The sequence below is a fragment of the Streptomyces graminilatus genome, from assembly GCF_001418565.1.
GTDB classification, from domain to species: domain Bacteria; phylum Actinomycetota; class Actinomycetes; order Streptomycetales; family Streptomycetaceae; genus Streptomyces; species Streptomyces graminilatus.
The window spans coordinates 1-21738 of record NZ_LIQQ01000202.1; the positions used below are offsets into that span (position 1 = coordinate 1).

Sequence of the window (21738 nt, forward strand, 5' to 3'; positions counted from 1 at the left end):
AGTTCCCCGCGCCCCTTCGGGCGCGCCCTTGCGGGCGCGTCCCTTACTGGGCCCGGCGGCCGTCCCCCTCCCCCGGCCCCGCCAGGTCCAGGGCCGTGGCGATGCGGGCGGCCACGTCCTCCGCGTACATCGCGTCCCCGCGTTCGAACGGGCTGCGCCCGGCGGCCCGCAGGAACGTGACGACGCCCAGGGTGCGGCCCCGGCTGCGGAGCACCGCGCACAGCGCGTGGACCGCGTCGGGCGGCCAGCGGCGCTGGAGGGCCCACTCGCGGGCCTGTTCCACGGCGTACGACCCGGCGCTCGCCCGCACGGCCCCGGCCCGCTCGACGCACTGGACGGCCGGGTGCCCGTCGCTGTAGCTCACCGGGAGTCCGGCCCGGCCGGCGAGGACGCTGGGCCCCGGCGAGCCGGAGGGCGTGGCGGCGGCGCGGACCAGCCGTACCGGCCCTTGCCCGTCGCCCGCCGTACCGTCGGCCGCCACGCCGCCGATGACGGCGATCCGGTCGATGAGCGCGTGGTCGGCGAACCCGGCGAGGGCGAAGTCCAGGTGCACGGTCGCGGCCTCGGCGGGGTCCTCGCACTCGGCGGCGGCCCGTGCGGCCCGGTGCAGTTGATGCGTACGGAACCGGAGCTGGGCCGCCTCCTGCTCGACCTGCTTGCTCTCGGTGACGTCCTGGAACAGCCACCCCACGCCGAGCGGAACCGGTTCCTCGGTGAGCGGCGAGGCCAGCCGCAGGAACCCGCTCCGCCAGCAGCGCCGCCTCTCGCCCTCGGGCGTCCGCACGCTCACCCACATCTCGGCGGGCGCGGGCGGCGCGCCCTCGGCGAGTACGTGCGTCAGCGCGCTCTCCAGCTCCTCGACGCCCTGCGCGAGCAGCTCGCCGAGGGGCCGCCCGAGCACGGAGGTGCGTCCGGTGCCCAGGGCGCGGGCGGCGTGCGCGTTGACCACGGCGGGCCGCAGATCGGCGTCGACGAGCACGACACCCCAGCTCGCGTCCTCGAACAGGGCCTCGCTCAGCGCGATCGACCGTTCGAGGTCTATCTGCGCGTGCACCTCGCTGAAGGCGCAGTACAGCCCGGCGGGCTTGCCCTCGGGCCCGCGCACGGCGGCCGACTGGGTCCGTACGAGCACCCGGCCGCCGTCCTTGGTCAGCAGCGCGAACTCGTGCACCTGGCGCCCCGGGGCGTGCATCGCGGACAGCAGCCGCCCCTCGATCTCCTCGGCGTCCGCCTTGCGTACGGCCCATCCGGCGAACCCATGCCGCCCGACGGCCTCGGTGGCCGTCCAGCCGAGGATCCGCTCGGCCTCCCGGTTCCAGTGGGTGACGACGCCGTCCGCGTCGAAGGCGCACAGGGCGGCGTCCATGCCGTCGAGCAGGGCCGCGAGCAGGTCGAACCCACCGCCGTCCGAGCTTTCCGGGCCGTCCCTGCCGGGTTTGTCCGGCCCCAGCTCGTCGGTGGTCCCACTACGCCGGGAAGCACTCACCTGGACCCCCTGCGGGCTGCGTCCGCACGTACTGCGCGAAGGTTCGCTCACTCACCATCATTCAACTCGAACGTGACTCAGCACACATCAGCTTCCTTCAAGTTCGAAGGAAAATCGTTGTACGCCGGAAATTCGCCGCAGTCCGGGAACAAGCCCCTCCTGCCCCACCCACGACCGAACCAAACCGACCACCCGGAATGCGGGGCGCCCTCAGACGTCGGCTCTCTCCAGCTCCTCCAGCCGGAGATCGACATAGACATCGCTCTCCCCGTCCAGCACATACCGCTCGATCTCGACGAACCCGCGCCCGCGCGCGAAGGAGAGCCCCTCCTCATTGGCGGCGAGTACGCAGGTCTCGATCCGCCCGGCCCCCAGCTCCCGCGCGAGCGCGAGCCCCCGCACATACATCTCCGTCCCGAACCCACGCCCCCGAAAACCGGGCAGCACGCGCGCGATGACGGTGGCCGCGTCGCCATCGCCGTCACCGGCAGGTGGCCGAAGGGTGGAACACCCCACGAGGGTGTCGCCGAGGTAGGTGACTTCCAGCCGGTTGCGGGCACTGCGCTCCCGCACGTCGTCAAGGGACATGGCGGCGGGCGGCACGATCAGGTTATGGACGTAGCGCCAGTCGCGGAGCGCTACCTCATCGGCGCCATCCACAGAGACGATACGAAGATCAGATCCAGTCACGGCGCCAGGAAATCGCACGCTCCAGGACGACGTCAACGGAGTAGTACCGTGCCGAGCATGGCGGATTGGAACATACGACCGGCATCGACCTCGGACGTCGAGGCGATCGCCGAACTGCGTGCCGTGGTGATGCGGCCGGATCTGGAACGACTCGGTCGGTACGACGAACAGGGCGTCCGGCAACGCTTCCGGGACGGGTTCGGGGCGGCCCACACCTGGGTGATCGAGGTGGGCGACGAGTTCGCGGGCTGCGTGGCACTGCGCCCGGAGGAGGACGCCCACTGGCTGGAGCACTTCTACCTGGACCCGGCCATGCAGGGCGCCGGCATCGGCTCGGCGATCCTGCGTGAGCTGCTGGAGCGGTGCGACGGAGAGGGCGCGGTGGTCCGCCTGAACGTCCTCCAGGGGAGCCCGGCGCGGCGGCTGTACGAGCGGCACGGGTTCCGGGTGGAGAGCGAGGACGCGGTGGATGTGTTCATGGCGCGAGGGGTACACGGGGAGGACTGACGCCCGCACGGACGCCCCGGCCAGTCGACCTGGCCGGGGTGCCGTCGTCCACGGGGTACGGGCCACGGGCCTGCTCCGAGCTGGTCGCGACAGCCGGAGCGACTGCGACCGACTGCGACCGACTGCGATCGGCTGCGATCGGCTCCGTGAGGCGGCTAGCGTGGGGGCGGATGAGCGGACCGGAAGGGCGGCGGCGCGGGGATGACGTCGACGGGGGATTTCGAGACCTTGGTGCGGCGGTACCGGCCGGAGCTGCTGGCGCACTGCTACCGGATGCTCGGCTCGGTCCATGACGCCGAGGAACTCGTGCAGGAGACGTGTCTGCGGGCGTGGCGCGCGCGGGACCGTTACGACCCGTCGCGTGCCTCCCTGCGGACCTGGCTGTACCGGATCGCCACGAACGCGTGTCTGACCGCGCTGGACGGGCTCGGCCGCCGCCCCATGCCCTCGGGTCTGGTCGGCGAGAGCGAACCGCTGAGCCCGCTCGTCCACGGCGGTGAGGCAACCTGGTTGCAGCCGCTCCCGGACACCCTGCTCGGCCCGGGCGCCCCGGCCGGAGCGGCGATCGACAGGGGCAGCCTGCGGCTGGCCTTCGTCGCGGCACTGCAATTGCTGTCACCGAGAGAGCGAGCCGTCCTGATCCTGCGCGATGTGCTCGACTACCCGGCGGCGGAGGCGGCGGACATCCTGGAGACCTCGGTCGCGGCCGTGAACAGTTCGCTCCAGCGGGCCCGCGCCCGGATCCGGGCCGCGGGAGTACCGCAGGAGCAGGTCGCCGAGCCTTCCGACGCGGAGCAGCGGTCGTGGGTGGACCGGTACATGGCGGCGTTCGTCCGGGCGGACATCCAAGAGCTGCTGCGGGTGGTGACCGAGGACGTCCTCATGGAGATGCCGCCCATGGTCAACTGGTTCACCGGCCGGGAGAACTACGCGAGCTTCATGGGCTGGGTGTTCGCCAAGGCAGGCAAGGCCTGGCGGCTGCTGCCGGTGCGGGCCAACGGGCAGGCCGGCTTCGCCGCCTATCGGCGCGGGGAAGCGGGCGTGTTCGAGCTGCACACCTTGCAGGTGTTCACTGTCACGGCCGACGGCATCAGCCGTGTCTCGGTCTTCCAGGACGCCGACGTGTTCGCCGCCTTCGGCTTGGCGCCAAAAATCGACGGCTGATCCGGAGGCGGCGGCTGACCCGCCCGCATCCGGTCGGGCGGGCCCGCCCGGCAGGTGCGGGCGGACCCGGGCAGGACCGGCTCCCGATCAGCCGGCCGACTTGACCGGGCTGTTGTGGTACGCGGCGATCAGCCAGGCGTCGTCACGCTTCTCCAGCACCCAGGTCGCGTACACGATCCGGTCGGCGGGAACCTCGGACTCGCCGGGGAAGAGGATGCCGGACTCGCTCACGACGATCGCGCCGTCGCGGCCCAGGAACCGGATCCCCAGCTGCCGGTTGGTCGTCGTGGTGCCCTTCAGGAAGGAGGCGAACCCCGCCGCCATGCCCTGCCGGACCTCCTCACGGGAGGCGCGGTAGGAGCCGGGCATGATCGCGTGGGCCTCCTGCGTGTAGTCGGCGACGAAGGCGTCGGCGTCGCCGGCGTCCCATGCCTTGTAGAGGTTCTCAAGGACGGCGGTGATCGCGGCCGTGTCGTTCGCGCGGTGGTCGGACATCGTTCTCTCCAGTCGTTGCACTCGGTCGGGACCGAAAGGGCCCGTGAGTACATACCGGCGTCCCCTGCCGAACTCATCGCGCGAACCGCACGCGAATTAATTGGTTGATGCGCGGTCGGTCGCTTCCTAGAGTGTGGGCAACGCCGAAAGGAGGTGATCGGGTACATGAGTGAAACCCGGACGCGTGAGGTGGCTGCGGGCTAGCGGCCTGCCACCACATTCAGTGCGGTGCCGGACCAGCGTGGGTGACCAACACGCAGCCGGCCGAAACCAACGCAGTCACCCGACCCGCGAGCTCGCCGGCAAGTCCGGCCGGCCCCTCCTCCAGAGGGCCCGAGCTCGCGGGTTGTCCGCGTTCAGGGTCCGCTTGGCCAGTTCGTACGCCGGGAGCATCGCCTCGTGTTCCTCGGTGTCCAGGCCTCCGAGGTGTACGACGACCGGTCCGCGCGCGGTCGCGACGGCGAGGGCGCGTTCCGTTTTCGGGGCGTCGTCGAACTCGCTCCGGTACGCGTACTCCACCTCGACGCCGGTGACGGTGCCCGTCCTGAACGTGCTGTACCGAGCCTTGCTCGCGTCCTTCTCGGCGGCCACGAAGGCCTCCAGCGCGGTGCGCGCGTCGATGTCGGCGTCGGCCGGGGCGCCGGTCCATACGCGCAGATAGCCGATGTGCCCGGCGGGCTTGGCGTCCACCTCGCAGGCGAGGGACACCGGGCCCTGGCTCAGCGGCGCGTCGACGGCCTCCGCCGTCCAGGCCTCGGCGATGTCAAAGGTGACGGGGAGCTCGCAGGCGGATCCGGCGGCTCCCATGCTGCCGCCGCTCCTGACGCCAGTCCTGACGCCGGTCCTGACGCCGGTCCCGGCCGCCTTCCCCGAGGGGCTCGCGATCGCTTTCGTCCCCGCGTCGCTGTCCGCCGGTTTCGAACAGCCCGCCGTCGCCGACGCGACCGCCGCCACCAGCAACGCCACCCCTGCCAGTCCTCGCCGTCCGTTTCCCGCCCCGACCGGCATGTGCGGTGTCTCCCCTCGTCTGTTCGAGCGGGACACGTTATCGGAGCGGGCCTCCGTCGGCCTCGGTCCTCCGTCTCAGTGCGCGATGCCCTCGTACCCCTCGATGTCCCTCGGGTTCCGTGTCCCCGGGCCGATGTAGCGGGCCGACGGGCGGACCAGCCTGCCGGTGCGCTTCTGTTCGAGGATGTGGGCGGACCAGCCGGCCGTACGGGCGCAGGTGAACATGGACGTGAACATGTGGGCCGGGACCTCGGCGAAGTCCAGGACGATCGCCGCCCAGAACTCGACGTTCGTCGCCAGGACCCGGTCGGGGCGGCGGGCGTGCAGCTCGGCCAGCGCGGCCTTCTCCAGGGCCTCGGCGATCTCGAAGCGCGGGGCGCCCAGCTCACGGGCCGTACGGCGCAGCACGCGCGCGCGTGGGTCCTCGGCCCGGTAGACGCGGTGGCCGAAGCCCATCAGGCGTTCGCCCTTGTCGAGGGCCCGCTTCACGAACGCGTCCGCGTCGCCCGTGCGTTCGATCTCCTCGATCATGCCGAGGACCCGGGAGGGGGCGCCTCCGTGCAGCGGGCCGCTCATCGCGCCGACCGCGCCCGACAGGGCCGCCGCCACGTCCGCGCCCGTGGACGCGATCACCCGTGCCGTGAACGTGGACGCGTTCATGCCGTGCTCGGCCGCGCTCGTCCAGTAGGCGTCCACCGCGGCAACGTGCTTCGGGTCCGGTTCGCCGCGCCAGCGGATCATGAAGCGTTCGACGACGGACTGCGCCTTGTCGATCTCGCGCTGCGGGACCATCGCGTTGCCCTGCCCGCGCGCCGACTGGGCGACGTACGACAGGGCCATGACGGCGGCGCGCGCCAGGTCGTCGCGGGCCGTCCGCTCGTCGATGTCGAGGAGCGGGCGCAGGCCCCAGACGGGGGCGAGCATCGCCAGCGCCGACTGGACGTCCACCCGGATGTCACCGGAGTGGACCGGGATCGGGAACGGCTCGGCGGGCGGCAGACCGGGGTCGAAGGCGCCGTCGACGAGCAGGCCCCAGACGTTGCCGAAGGAGACATGGCCGACCAGGTCCTCGATGTCGACGCCCCGGTACCGGAGTGCGCCGCCCTCCTTGTCGGGTTCGGCGATCTCCGTCTCGAACGCGACTACTCCCTCAAGTCCGGGTACGAAGTCGGACATCAGGCGGCTCCTCTTGATGTGTGCGACAGATGTGCGGCAGGTGTGGGCGGGTGTGCGACGGCCGTACGGCCGGGTGGACCGTGTGGCCCGGGTGCGCGAGACGCGCGTTTCCGTGTCCGGTTCGGTTCGGCTCCACGGCCAATTCCATACTGCTCGCGGTCCGAAACGGTCACCCTGGTGATGCCCCGTTCGATCGGTCCCTCAACCGGACGGCAACAGCACGATATCCCCGAGTGCCACCTTTGGGGAGCCCCTGCGGCACTCAGTGCCACTGAATGCCGCTCGGTGACATCGCCGATACGGCAAGATGACCATGTGACCGAACGCCACTCCTCCGGCCCCGCCCACCCGGATCCCACGGATCCCGCCGTCATGCGCGAGCAGTACCGCGCCGACGGGCTGGCCGAGGGCGAGCTGGCCGACGGTCCCATGGAGCAGTTCGCGCGCTGGTTCCGGCAGGCCGCCACGGGCGCCGGGCTCGTCGAACCCAACGCCATGGTCGTCTCCACGGCCGACGCCGACGGGCGGCCCTCCTCCCGCACCGTGCTGCTGAAGCGGTACGACGAGCGGGGCTTCGTCTTCTTCACCAACTACGGCTCCCGCAAGGGCCTCGACCTGACCGCCAATCCGTACGTCTCGCTGCTGTTCCCCTGGCTGCCGCTGGCCCGCCAGGTCATCGTCACGGGCGTCGCGCACCGCACCGGGCGCGACGAGACGGCCGCCTACTTCCGCACCCGGCCGCACGGCTCCCAGCTCGGCGCCTGGGCCAGCGAGCAGTCCTCGGTGATCGGCTCCCGGGACGAGCTCGAAGCCGCGTACGCCGCGCTGGCCGCCCGCTATCCGGAGGGCGACCAGGTGCCGGTGCCGCCGAACTGGGGCGGGTTCCGGGTGGCTCCGGAGACGGTCGAGTTCTGGCAGGGACGCGAGAACCGGCTGCACGACCGGCTGCGGTACGTGGCGGAGGCGGACGGGAGCTGGCGCGTGGAGCGGCTCAGCCCCTGACAGCCGCACATTCCTCGCGGACTCACGGTTTCGGCGGTCGGTCCAGGGACTCGTCCAGCAGGCTCGCCCACTGGGCCACCACCCGGTCCCTGCGTACGCCGTCGTCGGTGAGCAGGTTGGCCAGGCCCAGGCCCCGGGCCATGTCCAGCAGGCCCTGGACGGTCTCCCGTACGCCCGGACGCGACTCGTCGGCACCCAGCAGGTCCACCGCGACCCGGTGCGTCTCGCGGCCCACGCGGGCCTCCAGCTCGGTGACACGCGGACGCAGTTGCTCCTCGTCCGAGGCGGCCACCCAGAGGTGGAGGGCGGCGCGGAACAGGGGGCCGGTGTAGAGGTCGACCAGGGCGGCGACCACCGCGCGGCGGTCTGCGGCGCCCTCCGGGAAGAGGGCGCGCAGGGCGGTGGAGCGCTCCTCGGCGACGTACTCGACGGCGGCCGTGAACAGGTCCTCGCGGGTCGGGAAGTGGTGCTGGGCGGCGCCCCTGGAGACTCCGGCGCGTTCGGCGACGACGGAGACCGTGGAGCCCGCCCAGCCGTGTTCGGCGAGGCAGGACACGGCGGCTTCGAGGAGACGCCGGCGGGTGGCCCGGCTGCGGTCCTGCTTGGGCGCGCGCGAGGACGGTTGGGACGGCTGGGGTGGGCTTTCGGTTGTTACAGCGTCCATGCCGGGTCCCGTCGTTCGAGGAAGGCCGTCATCCCCTCGCGGGCCTCGGCGGAGGCGAACAGTCGTGCCGACAGGGCGGTCAGCTCGATGGTGTCCCGGTCGAAGATCTCCAGCACCTTAGCCGTGAGCAGCCGTTTCGTCTCCGCCAGGGCGCCCGGCGCCGCCCTGCGCAACCCGTCGAGGACCGGCTCCAGGGCCGCGTCGACGTCCTCGGCCGCCTCCGTGAGCAGGCCGGTACGGGCCGCCTCCACGGCGTCGAAGCGGGCGCCGGTGAGGCAGTGGCGGGCGGCGGCGCGCGGGTCGAGGCGGGGCAGGAGCGGCATGGAGATGACGGCGGGCGCGACTCCGATCCGTACCTCCGTGAAGGCGTACGAGGTCTCCGGACCGCCGATCGCGAGGTCGCAGGCGCCGAGCAGACCGAGGCCGCCCGCCCGTACGTGGCCGGTCACCCGGGCGATGACCGGTTTCGGCAGCTCCAGCAGTTGCCGGAGCAGGCCGACGAAGGCAGCCGGGTCGGGCGGCTCCTTCAGGTCGGCGCCCGCGCAGAAGGTGTTCCCGGTGTGGGTGAGGACGACCGCGCGTACGGCCGGGTCCTCGCGGCAGTCCGCGAGGGCGTCCGCCAGGTCCCGTACGAGGGGCGCGGACAGGGCGTTGCGGGTCGCGGGCGCGTCCAGGGTGACCGTGGCGATGCCACGCGCGCGCGTGACGCTCACCACCGGCGTCACGGCTGGTCCCGGAGCCGGCGGCGCAGGATCTTCCCCGAGGTGGCCCTCGGTATGCCGTCGGTGAAGGTGACGCGCCGGACGCGTTTGTACGGGGCGACGCGCTCGGCGACGTACATCATGACCTCTCCTTCGGAGAGACCGGTGGCGGACGGCCTGCGGACGACGTACGCGTGCGGGACCTCGTTGCCGTCCTCGTTGCGGACGCCGATGACGGCCGCGTCGGCGATCCCCGGGTGGGTGAGCAGCAGGGCCTCCAGTTCGGCGGGGGCCACCTGGAAGCCCTTGTACTTGATGAGTTCCTTCACGCGGTCCACGACGAACAGCCAGCCGTCGGCGTCGACACGGCCGACGTCCCCGGTGTGCAGCCAGCCGTCTGCGTCGATCATCGCGGCCGTCGCCTCCGGGTTGCCCAGGTAGCCCTTCATCACCTGGGGACCACGGATGACGATCTCCCCGGCAGCGCCTTCGTCGGCGTCCCTGCCGACGCCTCCGACTGGATCGCCGGGGTCGTCGGGGTCGCCGGGGTCGCCGGGGTCGCCGGGGTCGCCGGGGTCATCGAGCGAAAGGATCCGCATCTCGGTGTTCGGGAGGAGCCGGCCGACCGTCCCGGGAGGGGCCTCCCGCATGGCGTCCAGGGGGACGACATGGGTGCCCGGGGACAGTTCCGTCATGCCGTACGCCTGTCCGATCGGCGGCAGGCCGAGCCGCTTCGAGCAGGCGGCGGCGAGTGCCGCGTCCAGCGGAGCGGCGGAGCTGATGACGTACTCCAGGGACGACAGGTCGTGCTGTGCGACCGCCGGATGCTTGGCGAGGGCGAGGACGATCGGCGGGGCCACGAACAGGCCGGTGATGCGGTGCCTCTCGATGGCGGCGAGGAACGTGTCGAGGTCGAAGCGGGGCAGGACGACCACGGTGGCGCCCTGTTTCAGGGGCATGTTCATGAGGGCGGTAAGGCCGTATATGTGAAAGAACGGGAGAACTGCCAGGATGCGGTCGCCCGGTGCCACCAAGACGCATCGCGCGAGCTGTTCGAGGTTCGTGGCGATGGACCGGTGCGTGAGCATGACGCCCTTGGGGATTCCGGTCGTCCCGGAGGAGTACGGGAGGGCCGCGATGTCCGCTGCCGGGTCGATGCCGGTCTCCGGTTCGGGCGCGGTCGAGGCGAGCATGTCGATGAGCGAGCGGTGTCCGGGCGCGCTGTCGCAGACGAGGATCTCCCGCACGCCGCCCGCCTGTTCGGCCGCCGCGCGGGCCGTCTCCAGGAGCGGGGAGACGGTGACGATCCAGGCGGCGCCCGAGTCGCGCAGTTGCTTGGCGAACTCCTCGGCGGTGGCGAGCGGATGGACGGTCGTGACGGTGGCACCCGCGCGCGTGGCGGCGTAGAAGGCGGCCGGGAAGGCGATGGTGTTCGGACTGTGCAGGGCGAGGACATCGCCCTTGCGGACGCCCGCCTCGGCCAGTCCGGCGGCCATCCGCCGGTGGAAACGGTCCAGTTGGCCGTACGTGAGGGTGGTGCCGTCGACGCCGTCGACGAGGGCGGGCGCGTCGCCGTACTCGGCGGCCCGGCCCAACACCGCCTCATGGATGGGGAGTTCTACGGGTTCGATGTCTGCGTACTCACTGCGGAACATGGTTCCTCCTCTGCCCACGACTGCTCACTTGCCCAACTGCCCGGTCGATCAGTACGACTTGGGCAGGCCCAGGGTCTGGTGGGAGACGTAGTTGAGGATCATCTCGCGGCTCACCGGGGCGATACGGGCCACACGGGCGACCGTTATCAGCGAGGCGAGCCCGAACTCGCGGGTGAGGCCGTTGCCGCCGAGGGTGTGCACGGCCTGGTCGACGGCCCGCACACAGGCCTCCCCGGCCGCGTACTTGGCCATGTTGGCCGCCTCGCCCGCGCCGGCGTCGTCACCGGCGTCGTAGAGCGCGGCGGCCTTCCCCGTCATCAGTCGGGCGAGTTCGAGGTCGATGTGCGCCTGGGCGAGCGGGTGCGCGACGGCCTGGTGGGCGCCGATGGGCTCCGTCCAGACGGTGCGCTCCCGGGCGTACCGTACGGCGACGTCGAGCGCGTACCGCCCGATGCCGATGGCGAACGCGGCCGTCATGATCCGTTCCGGGTTCAGCCCGGCGAAGAGCTGGAGCAGCCCGGCGTCCTCGTCGCCGACGAGCGTGCCGGCGGGCAGCCGTACGTCGTCGAGGGTCAGCTCGAACTGCTTCTCCGGGGACTCGATGTCCATGTCGATCCGCCGCCGCGTGAACCCTTCGGTGTCGCGCGGGACGATGAACAGGCAGGGCTTGAGTCGGCCGGTGCGGGAGTCCTCCGTACGGCCGACGACGAGGACCGCGTCCGCGATGTCGACGCCCGAGATGAAGACCTTGCGGCCGGTCAGGAGCCAGTCGCCGGTGTCCGGGTCGCGGCGGGCGGTGGTGGTGATGCGGTGGCTGTTGGAACCGGCGTCGGGTTCGGTGATGCCGAAGGCCATGACGCGGGTGCCGTCGGCGATCCCGGGGAGCCATTCCCGCTTCTGGGCGTCCGTGCCGAAGCGGGCGATGACTGTGCCGCAGATCGCCGGGGACACGATCAGCATGAGGAGGGGGCAGCCTGCGGCTCCCAACTCCTCCAGGACTATGGAAAGTTCGGTGATGCCTCCGCCGCCGCCTCCGTATGCCTCGGGGAGGTTGGCTCCCAGGTAGCCGAGTTTGGCGGCGTCCGCCCAGAGTTCGTCCGTGTGGCGGCCGGCCCTCGTGACCCCCGTCATGTAGGCGCGGCCGTAGCGGGTGCCTAGGTCTGCGACTGCGGTGCGGAGGGCTTTGTGTTCTTCGGATTCGATCCCGGTCATTGGCAATCCCTAAGGGGAAGGGGGGTTCGGTTGTGGGGTGGGTGCGGGTGCGATGTGGCTTGTCGCGCAGTTCCCCGCGCCCCTTGCGGGCGCGCCTTCGGCGGCGCCCGCTAAAAAACCACCGCCAGCAAGGCGCCGACTTCTACCTGTTGGCCCACGACCGCGTGGAGGGCCGTGAGCGTGCCCGTCGTGGGGGCCGGGATTCTGTGTTCCATCTTCATCGCCTCCAGCCACAGGAGGGGCTCTCCTGCCTGTACGGCGGCACCTACGGCCAAGCCGTCGGCGATCCTGACCACCGTGCCCGGCATCGGGGCCAGCAGGGAACCCGGGGCGTGCTGGGCCGCCGGGTCCGGGAAGCGGGGCAGGGCCGTGAGGGTGGTGGCGTTGACGTACACCTGGTTGTCGCCGTAGCTCGCGACCTCGAACTTCCGCCGTACTCCGTCCACTTCGAGTACGACGAGATCGGCGCCCGCGTGGATCACACGCACGCCGTCCGCCGCCAGGCCGCCCTCGCGCGTGTGCCGGTAGCGGACCTCGATCTCCTCACCACCCGCCGTCGCGTACCGCTTCACCTGCGGCTGGGAGGGGAGGTTGCGCCAGCCGCCGAAGCGGGAGCGGCCGTGGGCGTCGGCGAGGGCAGCGGCCAGGGGTGCGTGCGGGTCGGGGGCGGGTTCGGTGAGTTCGGGGAGGTGGCGGTCGTAGAACCCTGTCGTCATACGGGCCGTCGTGAACTCCTCGTGGCGCAGGGAGCGGACGAGGAGGTCGCGGTTGGTGACCGGGCCGTGGATCGTCGCCCGCTCCAGGGCGTCCGCCAGTTCGCGGATCGCCTCCGCGCGCGTGGGGGCGTGTACGACGGCCTTGGCGAGCATCGGGTCGTAGTGGACGGGGATCGTGTCGCCGTCGCCGTACCCGGTGTCCAGGCGGATGTCCGACGGCTGCGGGAGGGCGAGGCGGTGCAGGGTGCCGGTCTGCGGGGTCCAGCCCGTTGCCGGGTTCTCGGCGTACAGGCGGGCCTCTATCGCGTGGCCACGCGCGCGTGGAGGGCCGTTTTCGAGGTCGCCGAGGGATTCGAGGGATTCGAGGGCCTGGCCCTCCGCCACGGCTATCTGGAGGGCCACGAGGTCGATGCCGAAGACCGCCTCCGTGACCGGGTGTTCGACCTGGAGGCGGGTGTTCATCTCCAGGAAGTGGGCCCTGCCGTCCTCCCCGACCAGGAACTCGACCGTGCCCGCACCCGTGTAGTCGACTGCGCGCGCCGCCCGTACGGCCAGGTCGTGGAGTTCACGCGTGAGCGTCTCCGGGATTCCGGGCGCCGGGGACTCCTCGATCACCTTCTGGTGGCGGCGCTGGAGGGAGCAGTCGCGGGTGCCGAGCGCCCACACCGTGCCGTGGGCATCGGCCAGGACCTGCACCTCGATGTGCCGCCCGCCTTCGACATACGGCTCGACGAAGACCTCACCGTCACCGAAGGCACTGAGAGCCTCGGCACGGGCTGCCTCCAACTCACCTTCCAGGGAGGCTGGTTCGCGTACGACACGCATACCGCGTCCGCCGCCGCCCGCCGCCGCCTTCACCAGCACCGGCAGGTCGGTCTCCGTGACGTCCGTGAGCGGCTTGAGACCCATGAGCTGCTTGGCGCGCGTCTTGGAGGCCATCGCCTCGATCGCGGCCGGGGGCGGGCCGATCCACACCAGCCCCGCGTCGAGTACGGCACGCGCGAAGCCCGCGTTCTCCGACAGGAAGCCGTATCCGGGGTGCACGGCGTCCGCGCCCGCCGCCAGCGCCGCCCGCACGATCAGGTCACCGCGCAGATACGTGTCCGCGGAGGCCGCCCCCGGAAGTCGTACCGCCGCGTCGGCCACGCGCGCGTGGAGGGCGTTCTCGTCGGCGTCCGAGTACACGGCGACGGTCCGGATGCCCAGCTCACGGCAGGTGCGGAAGATCCGGCAGGCGATCTCCCCGCGATTGGCGACGAGTACGGAACGTACAGACGTGACCGCTGTTGATTCCGTTGATTCCACTGATTCCGCTGATTCCCCAGGCACTGTGTTGATTCCTCACATTCGGAAGACGCCGAAGCCGCCGCGGGCGCCCTCGTAGGGGGCGGTGTGGATCGCCGAGAGGCACAGGCCGAGGACGGTCCGGGTGTCGCGTGGGTCGATGACGCCGTCGTCGTACAGCCGCCCGGAGAGGAACATGGGCAGGGACTCGGACTCGATCTGCTGCTCGACCATCGCGCGGAGGGCGGCGTCCGCGTCCTCGTCGTACGGCTGTCCCTTCGCCGTCGCGGACTGCCGGGCCACGATGGACAGCACGCCCGCGAGCTGCTGCGGGCCCATCACCGCCGACTTGGCGCTGGGCCAGGCGAAGAGGAAGCGGGGATCGTAGGCGCGCCCGCACATGCCGTAGTGCCCGGCGCCGTACGAGGCGCCCATGAGGACGGAGAGGTGCGGGACGCGGGAGTTGGAGACCGCGTTGATCATCATCGCGCCGTGCTTGATGATGCCGCCCTGCTCGTACTCCTTGCCGACCATGTAACCGGTGGTGTTGTGGAGGAAGAGGAGCGGGATGTCGCGCTGGTTGGCGAGCTGGATGAACTGGGCCGCCTTCTGCGACTCCTCGCTGAACAGGACCCCCCGGGCGTTGGCGAGGACGCCGACCGGGTAGCCGTGCAGCGCGGCCCAGCCGGTGACGAGGCTGGTGCCGTAGAGGGGCTTGAACTCGTCGAAGTCGGAGGCGTCGACGATACGGGCGACGACCTCGCGGGGGTCGAAGGGCGTCCGGAGATCCCCCGGGACGATGCCGAGCAGTTCCTCGGGGTCGTACTTGGGCGGCCGGACGTCGGCGGGGCTCGGATCGGCGTACGCCTTGCGGTGGTTGAGCCGGGCTACGACCCGGCGGGCCTGCCTCAGGGCGTCGTACTCGTCGAGGGCGAAGTGGTCGGCGAGACCCGACACGCGCGCGTGCATCTCGGCGCCGCCCAGCGACTCGTCGTCGCTCTCCTCACCGGTGGCCATCTTGACGAGGGGCGGCCCGCCGAGGAACACCTTGGCGCGCTCCTTGACCATGATCACGTGGTCGGACAGGCCGGGGATGTACGCCCCACCGGCAGTGGAGTTGCCGAAGACGACGGCGATGGTGGGTATCCCGGCGGCGGAGAGGCGGGTGAGGTCACGGAAGACGGCTCCCCCGGGGATGAAGATCTCCTTCTGGGACGGGAGATCCGCGCCGCCGGACTCGACGAGGCTGATGAGGGGCAGCCGGTTGGCGAGCGCGATGTCGTTGGCGCGCAGGGCCTTCTTCAGGCTCCACGGGTTGCTGGCGCCGCCGCGCACGGTCGGATCACTGGCCGTGATCAGGCATTCCACCCCTTCGACGACCCCGATCCCGGTGACGAGGGAGGCCCCGACCGTGTACTCGCTCCCCCAGGCCGCGAGCGGCGACAGCTCCAGGAAGGGCGTGTCGGGGTCGAGGAGCAGCTCGATCCGCTCACGGGCGACGAGTTTGCCCCGGGCGTGGTGCCGGGCGACGTACTTCTCCCCGCCGCCCGCGAGCGCCTTGGCGTGCTCGGCGTCGAGGGCGGCGAGCTTGCCGAGCATGGACTCGCGGTGGGCGGTGTGGTCGCCCCCTGCGGTGTCCAGGGCCGAGGTCAGGACCGTCACAGCAGGGCCTCCGGTATGTCGAGATGCCGGGAGCGCAGCCATTCGCCGAGCGCCTTGGCCTGCGGATCGAAGCGGTGTTGTGCCGCGACGCCCTCGCCGAGGATGCCCTCGACGGTGAAGTTGAGGGCGCGGAGGTTCGGGAGGATGTGGCGTACGACGGTCAAGTCGGCGGTCTCCGGGAGCAGTTCGCGGAACCGGGCGACGGTGAGGGTGTGCGCGAGCCAGCGCCAGGCGTCGTCCGAGCGCACCCAGACACCGACGTTGGCATCGCCGCCCTTGTCGCCGCTTCGGGCACCGGCGAGGAGGCCCAGGGGCGCGGATCTCGTCGGTCCTGCCGGCAGTGGTTCGGGGAGGGCCGGCTCGCGCGGTTCCCGCAGTACGAGGGTGTCGCGCGGCGGGGGTACGGGGATCCGGCGTCCGTCGTCGAGGACGGCCACCTGGGCCACGGTGTCCTGGGGGACGTACTTCGCCTCGAACACCCCGTAGGGGGCGCCCTTTCCGGGTGGCGCCAGGACATGGAACCCGGGGTAGCTGGCGAGGGCGAGTTCGACGGCGGCGCCGCTGAGGGTGCGGCCCACGGTGTCCTGGTCGGGGTCGCGCACGACGAGCCGGAGCAGGGCGCTGGCGGTCTCCTCGGTGGGGGCGTCGGGGCGGTCGGTGCGGACGAGGTTCCAACTGACGTCGGCGGGACGGGACTTGGCCGCGCGGAGGACGGCCTCCAACTGCTCCCGGACGAGTGCGGCCTTGTGCTCGATGTCGAGCCCGGTGAGCACGAAGGTGACCTCGTTGCGGAAACCGCCGAGCCGGTTGAGGCCCAACTTGAGGGTGGGCGGGGGCGCTTCACCGCGTACGCCGTGGATACGGACCCGGTCGGGGCCTTCCTGGACGAGCCGTACCGTGTCGAGGCGGGCGGTGACGTCGGGGCCGGCGTACCGGGCGCCCTGTGTCTCGTACAGGAGTTGAGCGGTGACGGTGCCGACGTCGACGAGGCCGCCGGTGCCGGGGTGCTTGGTGATGACGCTCGTGCCGTCGGCGTGGATCTCGGCGAGGGGGAAGCCGGGGTGACGGAGGGCGCGGAGGGCAGGGAGGGCGCGGAGATCCTGCCGTACGACGTGTCCGGCGCGTCCGGCGCGTCCGGCGCGTCCGGCGTGCTCGGCGTGCTCGGCGTGCTCGGCGTGCTCGGCGTGCTCGGCGTGCTCGGCGTGCTCGGCGTGCTCGGCGTGCTCGGCGTGCTCGGCGTGCTCGGCGTGCTCGGCGAAGAAGGCGTAATTGCCGCCGGTGGCCTGCGTACCGCACTCCAGGACATGCCCGGCGACCACCGCGCCCGCGAGCCGGTCGTGGTCGGCGGGCCCCCAGCCGAAGTGGGCGGCGGCGGGCCCGGCGACGAGGGCGGCGTCGGTGACGCGCCCGGTGACGACGACATCCGCGCCTTCACGCAGACAGGCGGCGATGCCGAAGGCACCCAAGTAGGCATGTGCGGCAAGGCTGTTGGGGTGGTGGGCGGTGAGGTCGTCGCCCTCGACGTGGGCGACGCGGGCGGGGATGCCGAGTCGGTCGGTGAGTTTCCGGACGTCTTCCGCGAGTCCGGCGGGGTTGAGTCCACCGGCGTTGGCGACGATCCGCACTCCGCGCTCATGGGCGAGCCCGAGACACTCCTCCAACTGCCGCAGAAAAGTGCGGGCGTACCCGGTGGACGGGTCCTTGAGGCGGTCGCGGCCCAGGATGAGCATGGTCAGCTCGGCGAGGTAGTCGCCCGTGAGGACGTCGAGTCGACCACCGGTGAGCATCTCGCGCATGGCGTCGAAACGGTCGCCGTAGAAGCCGGAGGCGTTGCCTATACGGAGGGGAGTTGGGGGGTGCTGGGCAGCGGGGGTGGTCACCGCGAACCCGCCTTCGGCACGCGTCCGTCGCCCGGCGGGCCCGCCTTCGGTTCACGTCCGTCGCCCGGCGGGCCCGCGAAGGCCTGGGCGATGTCCAGCCATTGGTCGGCGTCGGTGCCTTCGGCGTGCAGGGCGAGGTCGGAGCGGTGGGCGCGCTGGGTGACGAGGAGGCAGAAGTCGAGGGCGGGGCCGGTGACACGGCCGGCCGCGAACTTCGTGTCCTTTGGACCGAACGCCCACAACTCACCATCGGGTCCCACGAGTTCGACTCGGAACTCCTCGAACGGCGGAGCCATGCCGTGCATGCCGAACGCGTAGTCGCGGGTGCGGACACCGAGTCGGGCGATGTGCCGGAGGCGGGCGGTGGGGGCGATCCGGGGCACACCCAGCGCGTCGGCCACGTCCAGGCCGTGGGCCCAGGTCTCCATCAGCCGGGCGGTCGCCATGGAGGCGGTGGACATCGGCGGCCCGTACCAAGGGAACCGCATCCCGGCGGGTGCCGCGCGCAGGGCGTCCGCCAGGGCCTCGCGTCCGGCCCGCCAGTCCGCGAGCAACCGCGCGGGCGGCTTCCCGGCCCCTTCCTCGGCGCCGTTGTCCACGAAGTCCCCGGGCGCGGTCAGCGCGTTCTCCACCTCATGGGCGAAGGCGGCCTGGTCGGTCAGGGCCAGCACGGAGGAACGGTCGGTCCAGGCGAGGTGCGCGATCTGGTGGGCGACGGTCCAGGCGGGGGCGGGGGTGTCGAGGGCCCACTGTTCACCGCTCAACTCGGCTACCAGGTGGTCGAGTTGGGCGCTCTCCTGACACAGGTCGTCGATGACGGCCCACGTGTCGGCCGACGGGTGGGACACGAGCGGTTCCCTTCGGGCAGGAGGATGTGCCGGACGCGGCCAAGTGGCGCCTCGGCGCGGCCCGTTGCCGAAGAATGGCAGCGGGACAAGAAACAAGCAAGCGTGCTTGCATTGATTGGGAAGAAGGGAGGCTTGTGGATCGACGAGAAGGGAGAGAGGCCGCGAAAAGCGGATGCGAGGGGTTCGCGCCCGCCAGTACGCTCCCCCGGTGACCGACTCAGACGCCGGATCCGACGAAGGCCGAGCCGCAAACGAAAACGCCGACACCGACGCCGAAGTCATCGGCGCGGATGGCCACTTCGGGGAACTCGTGGCAGCGAAGTACGACGACGACTGCTCCGAAATGTTCACACCCGCCGCCATCGAACCGGCGGCCGATTTCCTGGCCGAGCTGGCCGGGGGCGGCCGGGCCCTGGAACTCGCGATCGGGACGGGGCGTATCGCGTTGCCGTTGGCGCGGCGCGGGGTCGAGGTGCACGGGATCGACATGTCCCGGGCGATGGTGGCCAGGCTGCGGGCCAAGAAGGGCGGGGACGCGATCGGGGTGACGATCGGGGACTTCGCGACGACGAGGGCCGCCACGACGGACGGGGACTTCTCCGTCGCGTACCTCGTCTACAACACGATCAAGAATTTGACCTCGCAGGAGGCGCAGGTGGCGTGCTTCCGCAATGTCGCGGCGCACTTGGCACCCGGGGGAACCTTCGTCATCGAGGTCACCGTGCCCAGGCTGCGCAGTCTGCCGCCCGGCCAGAACGTCGTACCGTTCCACACGAGCCCGACCCGCTGGGCCTTCGACGTGTACGACACCGCCACCCAGGCGACCAGCTCGAACTACGTCGAGGTGGTGGACGGGCACGGCTCCTACCGCTCGATCCCGTTCCGGTACGTATGGCCGTCCGAGCTCGACCTGATGGCCCAACTGGCCGGAATGCGGCTGCGCGAGCGGTGGGACGGGTGGACGCGGGAACGGTTCACGAGCGAGAGCACGAAGCATGTGTCGGTCTGGGAGAAACCGACCAGCTGACCGGGGTGTGGCCACTGCTTCCAGCGAGCAGTGGGCGGATCGCGGCGGCCCGAGTCGACGGACTGCTGGTAGGCGCGAGCGGTGAGTTCCTCGTCCGACCGGACCCGGCCGTTCACGTCAGGCAGATTGCGCCCGTCGCCGTCGGTGAGCCCGGACACCTCGACGACGCAGTGGGGGCGCACGGTCTGTGCGGCATACCGACCCAGGATCGCGGCGACCAGGGCAACGGCTGTGCCGACGGCGACAAGTAACTGCCGCGAGTTGCCGGTTCTGTGCGAGATCACCGGCGAATCGTACTGAGTGCCCGACGCCTCAACGACTGCGGCGGCGCCGCGGAACATCGCCGAGTACGGCCGCCGGGATTCCCAACTCCCGTATTTGCAGCCGCAGTTCCGCCTCCTGCTCCCGGGTGACCGCCAGCCACAGCGAGGTTCCCGAGTCGTTCGCGCTGAAGACCGGGCGGTCGCCCTGACACGCCTCGGCGTGGATCGTGTGCGGCGCCACGGCCAGCAGCAGCCCGAACTGCTCGTCGTCGCTGACGTCGATGTCGATGCCCATCCCGGGGTCGTCGCGGCGCGAACGCCTGCCGTCCGCCTGCGCCTCGCTCGCCAGAGTCAGCAACCGCTCGTACGACGGCAGCACCTCCGCCGGCCAGGCGTCGTCGCTGTACGCGTCCACGTGGGCCGTGTCGATGGCGGAGCGCAGCACTCGCAGGGCCTCGCGGTGGACGTGGGCGACGCCTGTGGGGTTCAGGCCTTCCAGGAGCACGAGTTCGCGCACCGGTTCGCGCGCGGGCTCGTGACGCCGACCGCTTTCGGAGGCGCCCTCAGGGGTGCGATCGGGGGCGCGCTCGGGGGCGCGCTCGGGGGTGCTTTTCACCCGCTCATGATCCTCCCCGACACCCACACCCACACCCACGCCCACCAATGGCGCTCAGTCCTCCTCGACCGACCTGGACAGGGCGTCGCCGATCATGCGGGTGGCGAAGTCGGGGTCGTCGGTGATGCGGTTGATGTGCTCCGCGAGCAGGAAGGCGGTGGCCTCCAGGGGAGTCATCTCCTTCTCGATCCAGTCGCCGTACTGCTTGCGCCACAGGTTGGGGCTCAGTCCGGTGCCCGCCGCGATGACCAGGCCGGCCATGGTGGGGATCACCTCGGGGCGGACGCTTCTGGGCATCATGCGCATCGAGGCCACGAGGTTGGGGACCACGTACTCGATGACGTCCTTGTCGTGTTCCTCGTGGGCCTTCCGCAGCCAGGTCATGAACATGTAGATGAGGGTGCACGCGCCGTCCAGCAGGTCATTGGCCCCCTTGGGACCCAGCGACGCGGCGAACTGGGCGATCAGCTTCTGCTGTTCGGGATCCGTCTCGGTCTTGCCGCTGTGGACGCTCTTGAGCTGGGAGTCGATCACCATGAGCGCAGCGCCCACATCGCCGACGGGAGCATGCTGGGGATCGCAGGACGATGTCACAGAGTTCCTCCTCGAACGGCTGCACTGCGCAGCGAACCATGTACGTACAGTAAATGGCCGACGGGGCGGGCACCTGCGGTTTGTCACCGTTGCGGAAACAGGCAGGACAGGGCGGGCAGGAGGAAGGCCTACGCCTCCAATTCCAAGGGCTTCCTGGACGCTTGAGCGGGCTCGGCGTGCGCGGCGGGCTCGTCGGGCTCGGCCGGCACGTCGGACCCCTCGGCGACGACGACGGGTACGTCGCCCTCCCTTCGCCGCACCTGCGTCCGTACCGCCCCCATGCTCGCCACGATGACGAGGGAGATCGCGAGGGCCTCGGGGGCGGAGAGCGCCTGGTCGAGGATCAGGAACCCGGCGGTCGCGGCGACGGCGGGCTCCAGGCTCATCAGGATCGCGAAGGTGGAGGAGGGCAGGCGCCGCAGGGCGAGGAGTTCGAGGGTGTACGGCAGCACGGAGGACAGGACGCCCACCGCCGCGCCCAGGGCCACGGTGGTCGGGTCGAGCAGCCGCTCACCGGACTCGATGACCCCCAGCGGCAGAAACGTGACCGCGGCGACCACCATGGCGAGCGCCAGCCCGTCGGCCTGCGGAAAACGTTGCCCCGTACGGGAACTGAGGACGATGTACACCGCCCACATGGCACCGGCCGCGAGGGCGAAGGCGACCCCTACGGGATCAAGGGTGTCGTAGCCGCCGCCACCGAGCAGGAAGACCCCGGCGAGGGCGAGACCGGCCCAGGCGAGATTGATGGCCCGCCGGGAGGCGACGACGGACAGCGCGAGCGGCCCTAGCACCTCGAGGGTGACGGCGGGACCGAGCGGAATCCGCCCGATGGCCTGGTAGAACAGCCCGTTCATGGCGGCCATGGTCACGCCGAACAGGACGACGACTCCCCAATCGCCCCGGGAGTACCCGCGCACCTTTGGCCGGCACACCAGCAGCATGATCACGGCGGCGGCCACCAGCCGCAGCGTCACGACCCCGAAGGCCCCGGCCCTCGGCAGCAGCGTCACGGCGAGCGCCCCACCGAACTGCACGGATACGCCCCCGGCCAGCACGAGCCCAACGGCCCCGAGCGCCCCCCACCC

21 protein-coding genes are annotated in these 21738 nt (G+C 71.3%); 5 read left to right on the top strand and 16 right to left on the bottom strand.

Annotated elements, in window-relative coordinates:
• Positions 1 to 43: 43 nt before the first annotated feature.
• Both AOK08_RS17925 and AOK08_RS17930 read right to left on the bottom strand, forming a co-directional pair.
• Positions 44 to 1486, bottom strand: a complete 1443-nt coding sequence (locus AOK08_RS17925) for a PAS domain-containing protein (RefSeq protein WP_055526818.1) — start codon at positions 1484 to 1486, stop codon at positions 44 to 46.
• A gap of 210 nt (positions 1487 to 1696) precedes the next feature.
• Positions 1697 to 2155, bottom strand: a complete 459-nt coding sequence (locus tag AOK08_RS17930) for a GNAT family N-acetyltransferase (RefSeq protein WP_055526869.1) — start codon at positions 2153 to 2155, stop codon at positions 1697 to 1699.
• Positions 2156 to 2233: 78 nt separating this feature from the next.
• Between AOK08_RS17930 and AOK08_RS17935 the strand changes: the two genes are divergently transcribed.
• Both AOK08_RS17935 and AOK08_RS17940 read left to right on the top strand, forming a co-directional pair.
• A complete protein-coding gene (locus AOK08_RS17935) occupies positions 2234 to 2683 on the top strand; it encodes a GNAT family N-acetyltransferase (protein WP_055526821.1) in 450 nt (149 codons plus the stop codon).
• A gap of 201 nt (positions 2684 to 2884) precedes the next feature.
• Positions 2885 to 3847, top strand: coding sequence for an RNA polymerase subunit sigma-70 (locus AOK08_RS17940; RefSeq protein WP_055526826.1), 963 nt, complete (start codon positions 2885 to 2887; stop codon positions 3845 to 3847).
• Between the two features lie 87 nt (positions 3848 to 3934).
• Here AOK08_RS17940 and AOK08_RS17945 read toward each other — a convergent pair whose 3' ends face one another.
• The 3 genes from AOK08_RS17945 to AOK08_RS17955 all read right to left on the bottom strand — a co-directional run bounded on the left by AOK08_RS17945 (position 3935) and on the right by AOK08_RS17955 (position 6526).
• Positions 3935 to 4342 carry an SgcJ/EcaC family oxidoreductase gene (locus AOK08_RS17945; RefSeq protein WP_055526829.1) on the bottom strand — a complete coding sequence of 136 codons (408 nt, stop codon included), beginning with the start codon at positions 4340 to 4342 and terminating at the stop codon, positions 3935 to 3937.
• A 279-nt stretch (positions 4343 to 4621) separates the two neighbouring features.
• A complete protein-coding gene (locus tag AOK08_RS17950; protein WP_338400142.1) occupies positions 4622 to 5350 on the bottom strand; it encodes a lipoprotein in 729 nt (242 codons plus the stop codon).
• A 75-nt stretch (positions 5351 to 5425) separates the two neighbouring features.
• Positions 5426 to 6526 carry a citrate synthase 2 gene (locus tag AOK08_RS17955; RefSeq protein ID WP_055526832.1) on the bottom strand — a complete coding sequence of 367 codons (1101 nt, stop codon included), beginning with the start codon at positions 6524 to 6526 and terminating at the stop codon, positions 5426 to 5428.
• A gap of 372 nt (positions 6527 to 6898) precedes the next feature.
• On the opposite strand from AOK08_RS17955, the gene pdxH reads away from it, so the two are divergent.
• On the top strand, positions 6899 to 7528 hold the full coding sequence (pdxH, locus tag AOK08_RS17960; RefSeq protein WP_055526871.1) for a pyridoxamine 5'-phosphate oxidase: 630 nt from the start codon (positions 6899 to 6901) through the stop codon (positions 7526 to 7528).
• A 22-nt stretch (positions 7529 to 7550) separates the two neighbouring features.
• On the opposite strand, the gene AOK08_RS17965 is transcribed toward pdxH, so the two are convergent.
• The 8 genes from AOK08_RS17965 to AOK08_RS18000 all read right to left on the bottom strand — a co-directional run bounded on the left by AOK08_RS17965 (position 7551) and on the right by AOK08_RS18000 (position 18150).
• On the bottom strand, positions 7551 to 8192 hold the full coding sequence (locus AOK08_RS17965; RefSeq protein WP_055526834.1) for a TetR/AcrR family transcriptional regulator: 642 nt from the start codon (positions 8190 to 8192) through the stop codon (positions 7551 to 7553).
• Positions 8180 to 8908 carry an enoyl-CoA hydratase family protein gene (locus AOK08_RS17970; RefSeq protein WP_241826993.1) on the bottom strand — a complete coding sequence of 243 codons (729 nt, stop codon included), beginning with the start codon at positions 8906 to 8908 and terminating at the stop codon, positions 8180 to 8182. The genes AOK08_RS17965 and AOK08_RS17970 overlap by 13 nt, the downstream gene beginning before the upstream one ends.
• Before the next feature lie 5 nt (positions 8909 to 8913).
• The gene (locus AOK08_RS17975) at positions 8914 to 10548 is read right to left on the bottom strand and encodes a 4-coumarate--CoA ligase family protein (RefSeq protein WP_055526841.1); all 1635 of its coding nucleotides are present in this window, start codon (positions 10546 to 10548) and stop codon (positions 8914 to 8916) included.
• 48 nt (positions 10549 to 10596) lie between these two features.
• Positions 10597 to 11760 carry an acyl-CoA dehydrogenase family protein gene (locus AOK08_RS17980; RefSeq protein WP_055526843.1) on the bottom strand — a complete coding sequence of 388 codons (1164 nt, stop codon included), beginning with the start codon at positions 11758 to 11760 and terminating at the stop codon, positions 10597 to 10599.
• A 110-nt stretch (positions 11761 to 11870) separates the two neighbouring features.
• Positions 11871 to 13781: an acetyl/propionyl/methylcrotonyl-CoA carboxylase subunit alpha gene (locus AOK08_RS17985; RefSeq protein WP_055526845.1), complete on the bottom strand. Its 1911-nt coding sequence runs from the start codon at positions 13779 to 13781 to the stop codon at positions 11871 to 11873.
• Between the two features lie 36 nt (positions 13782 to 13817).
• Positions 13818 to 15422, bottom strand: coding sequence for an acyl-CoA carboxylase subunit beta (locus tag AOK08_RS17990; RefSeq protein WP_055526847.1), 1605 nt, complete (start codon positions 15420 to 15422; stop codon positions 13818 to 13820).
• Positions 15419 to 17218, bottom strand: coding sequence for an acyclic terpene utilization AtuA family protein (locus AOK08_RS17995; RefSeq protein WP_055526873.1), 1800 nt, complete (start codon positions 17216 to 17218; stop codon positions 15419 to 15421). Before AOK08_RS17995 ends, AOK08_RS17990 begins: the two co-directional genes overlap by 4 nt.
• Positions 17219 to 17298: 80 nt before the next feature.
• Positions 17299 to 18150, bottom strand: coding sequence for a TIGR03084 family metal-binding protein (locus tag AOK08_RS18000; RefSeq protein WP_055526858.1), 852 nt, complete (start codon positions 18148 to 18150; stop codon positions 17299 to 17301).
• A gap of 208 nt (positions 18151 to 18358) precedes the next feature.
• Between AOK08_RS18000 and AOK08_RS18005 the strand changes: the two genes are divergently transcribed.
• Together AOK08_RS18005 and AOK08_RS18010 are read left to right on the top strand one after the other, a co-directional pair.
• Entirely contained in the window at positions 18359 to 19177 is an 819-nt protein-coding gene (locus AOK08_RS18005) for a class I SAM-dependent DNA methyltransferase (protein ID WP_422125749.1), read from the top strand.
• A 5-nt stretch (positions 19178 to 19182) separates the two neighbouring features.
• On the top strand, positions 19183 to 19428 hold the full coding sequence (locus tag AOK08_RS18010) for a hypothetical protein (RefSeq protein ID WP_055526861.1): 246 nt from the start codon (positions 19183 to 19185) through the stop codon (positions 19426 to 19428).
• Between the two features lie 61 nt (positions 19429 to 19489).
• On the opposite strand, the gene AOK08_RS18015 is transcribed toward AOK08_RS18010, so the two are convergent.
• The 3 genes from AOK08_RS18015 to AOK08_RS18025 form a co-directional block, all read right to left on the bottom strand.
• Positions 19490 to 20056, bottom strand: a complete 567-nt coding sequence (locus AOK08_RS18015; RefSeq protein WP_157876714.1) for a hypothetical protein — start codon at positions 20054 to 20056, stop codon at positions 19490 to 19492.
• 54 nt (positions 20057 to 20110) lie between these two features.
• Positions 20111 to 20650, bottom strand: coding sequence for a hypothetical protein (locus tag AOK08_RS18020; protein WP_055526867.1), 540 nt, complete (start codon positions 20648 to 20650; stop codon positions 20111 to 20113).
• Between the two features lie 128 nt (positions 20651 to 20778).
• On the bottom strand, positions 20779 to 21738 hold a 960-nt coding region (locus AOK08_RS18025), incomplete at its 5' end, for an EamA family transporter (RefSeq protein WP_241826992.1).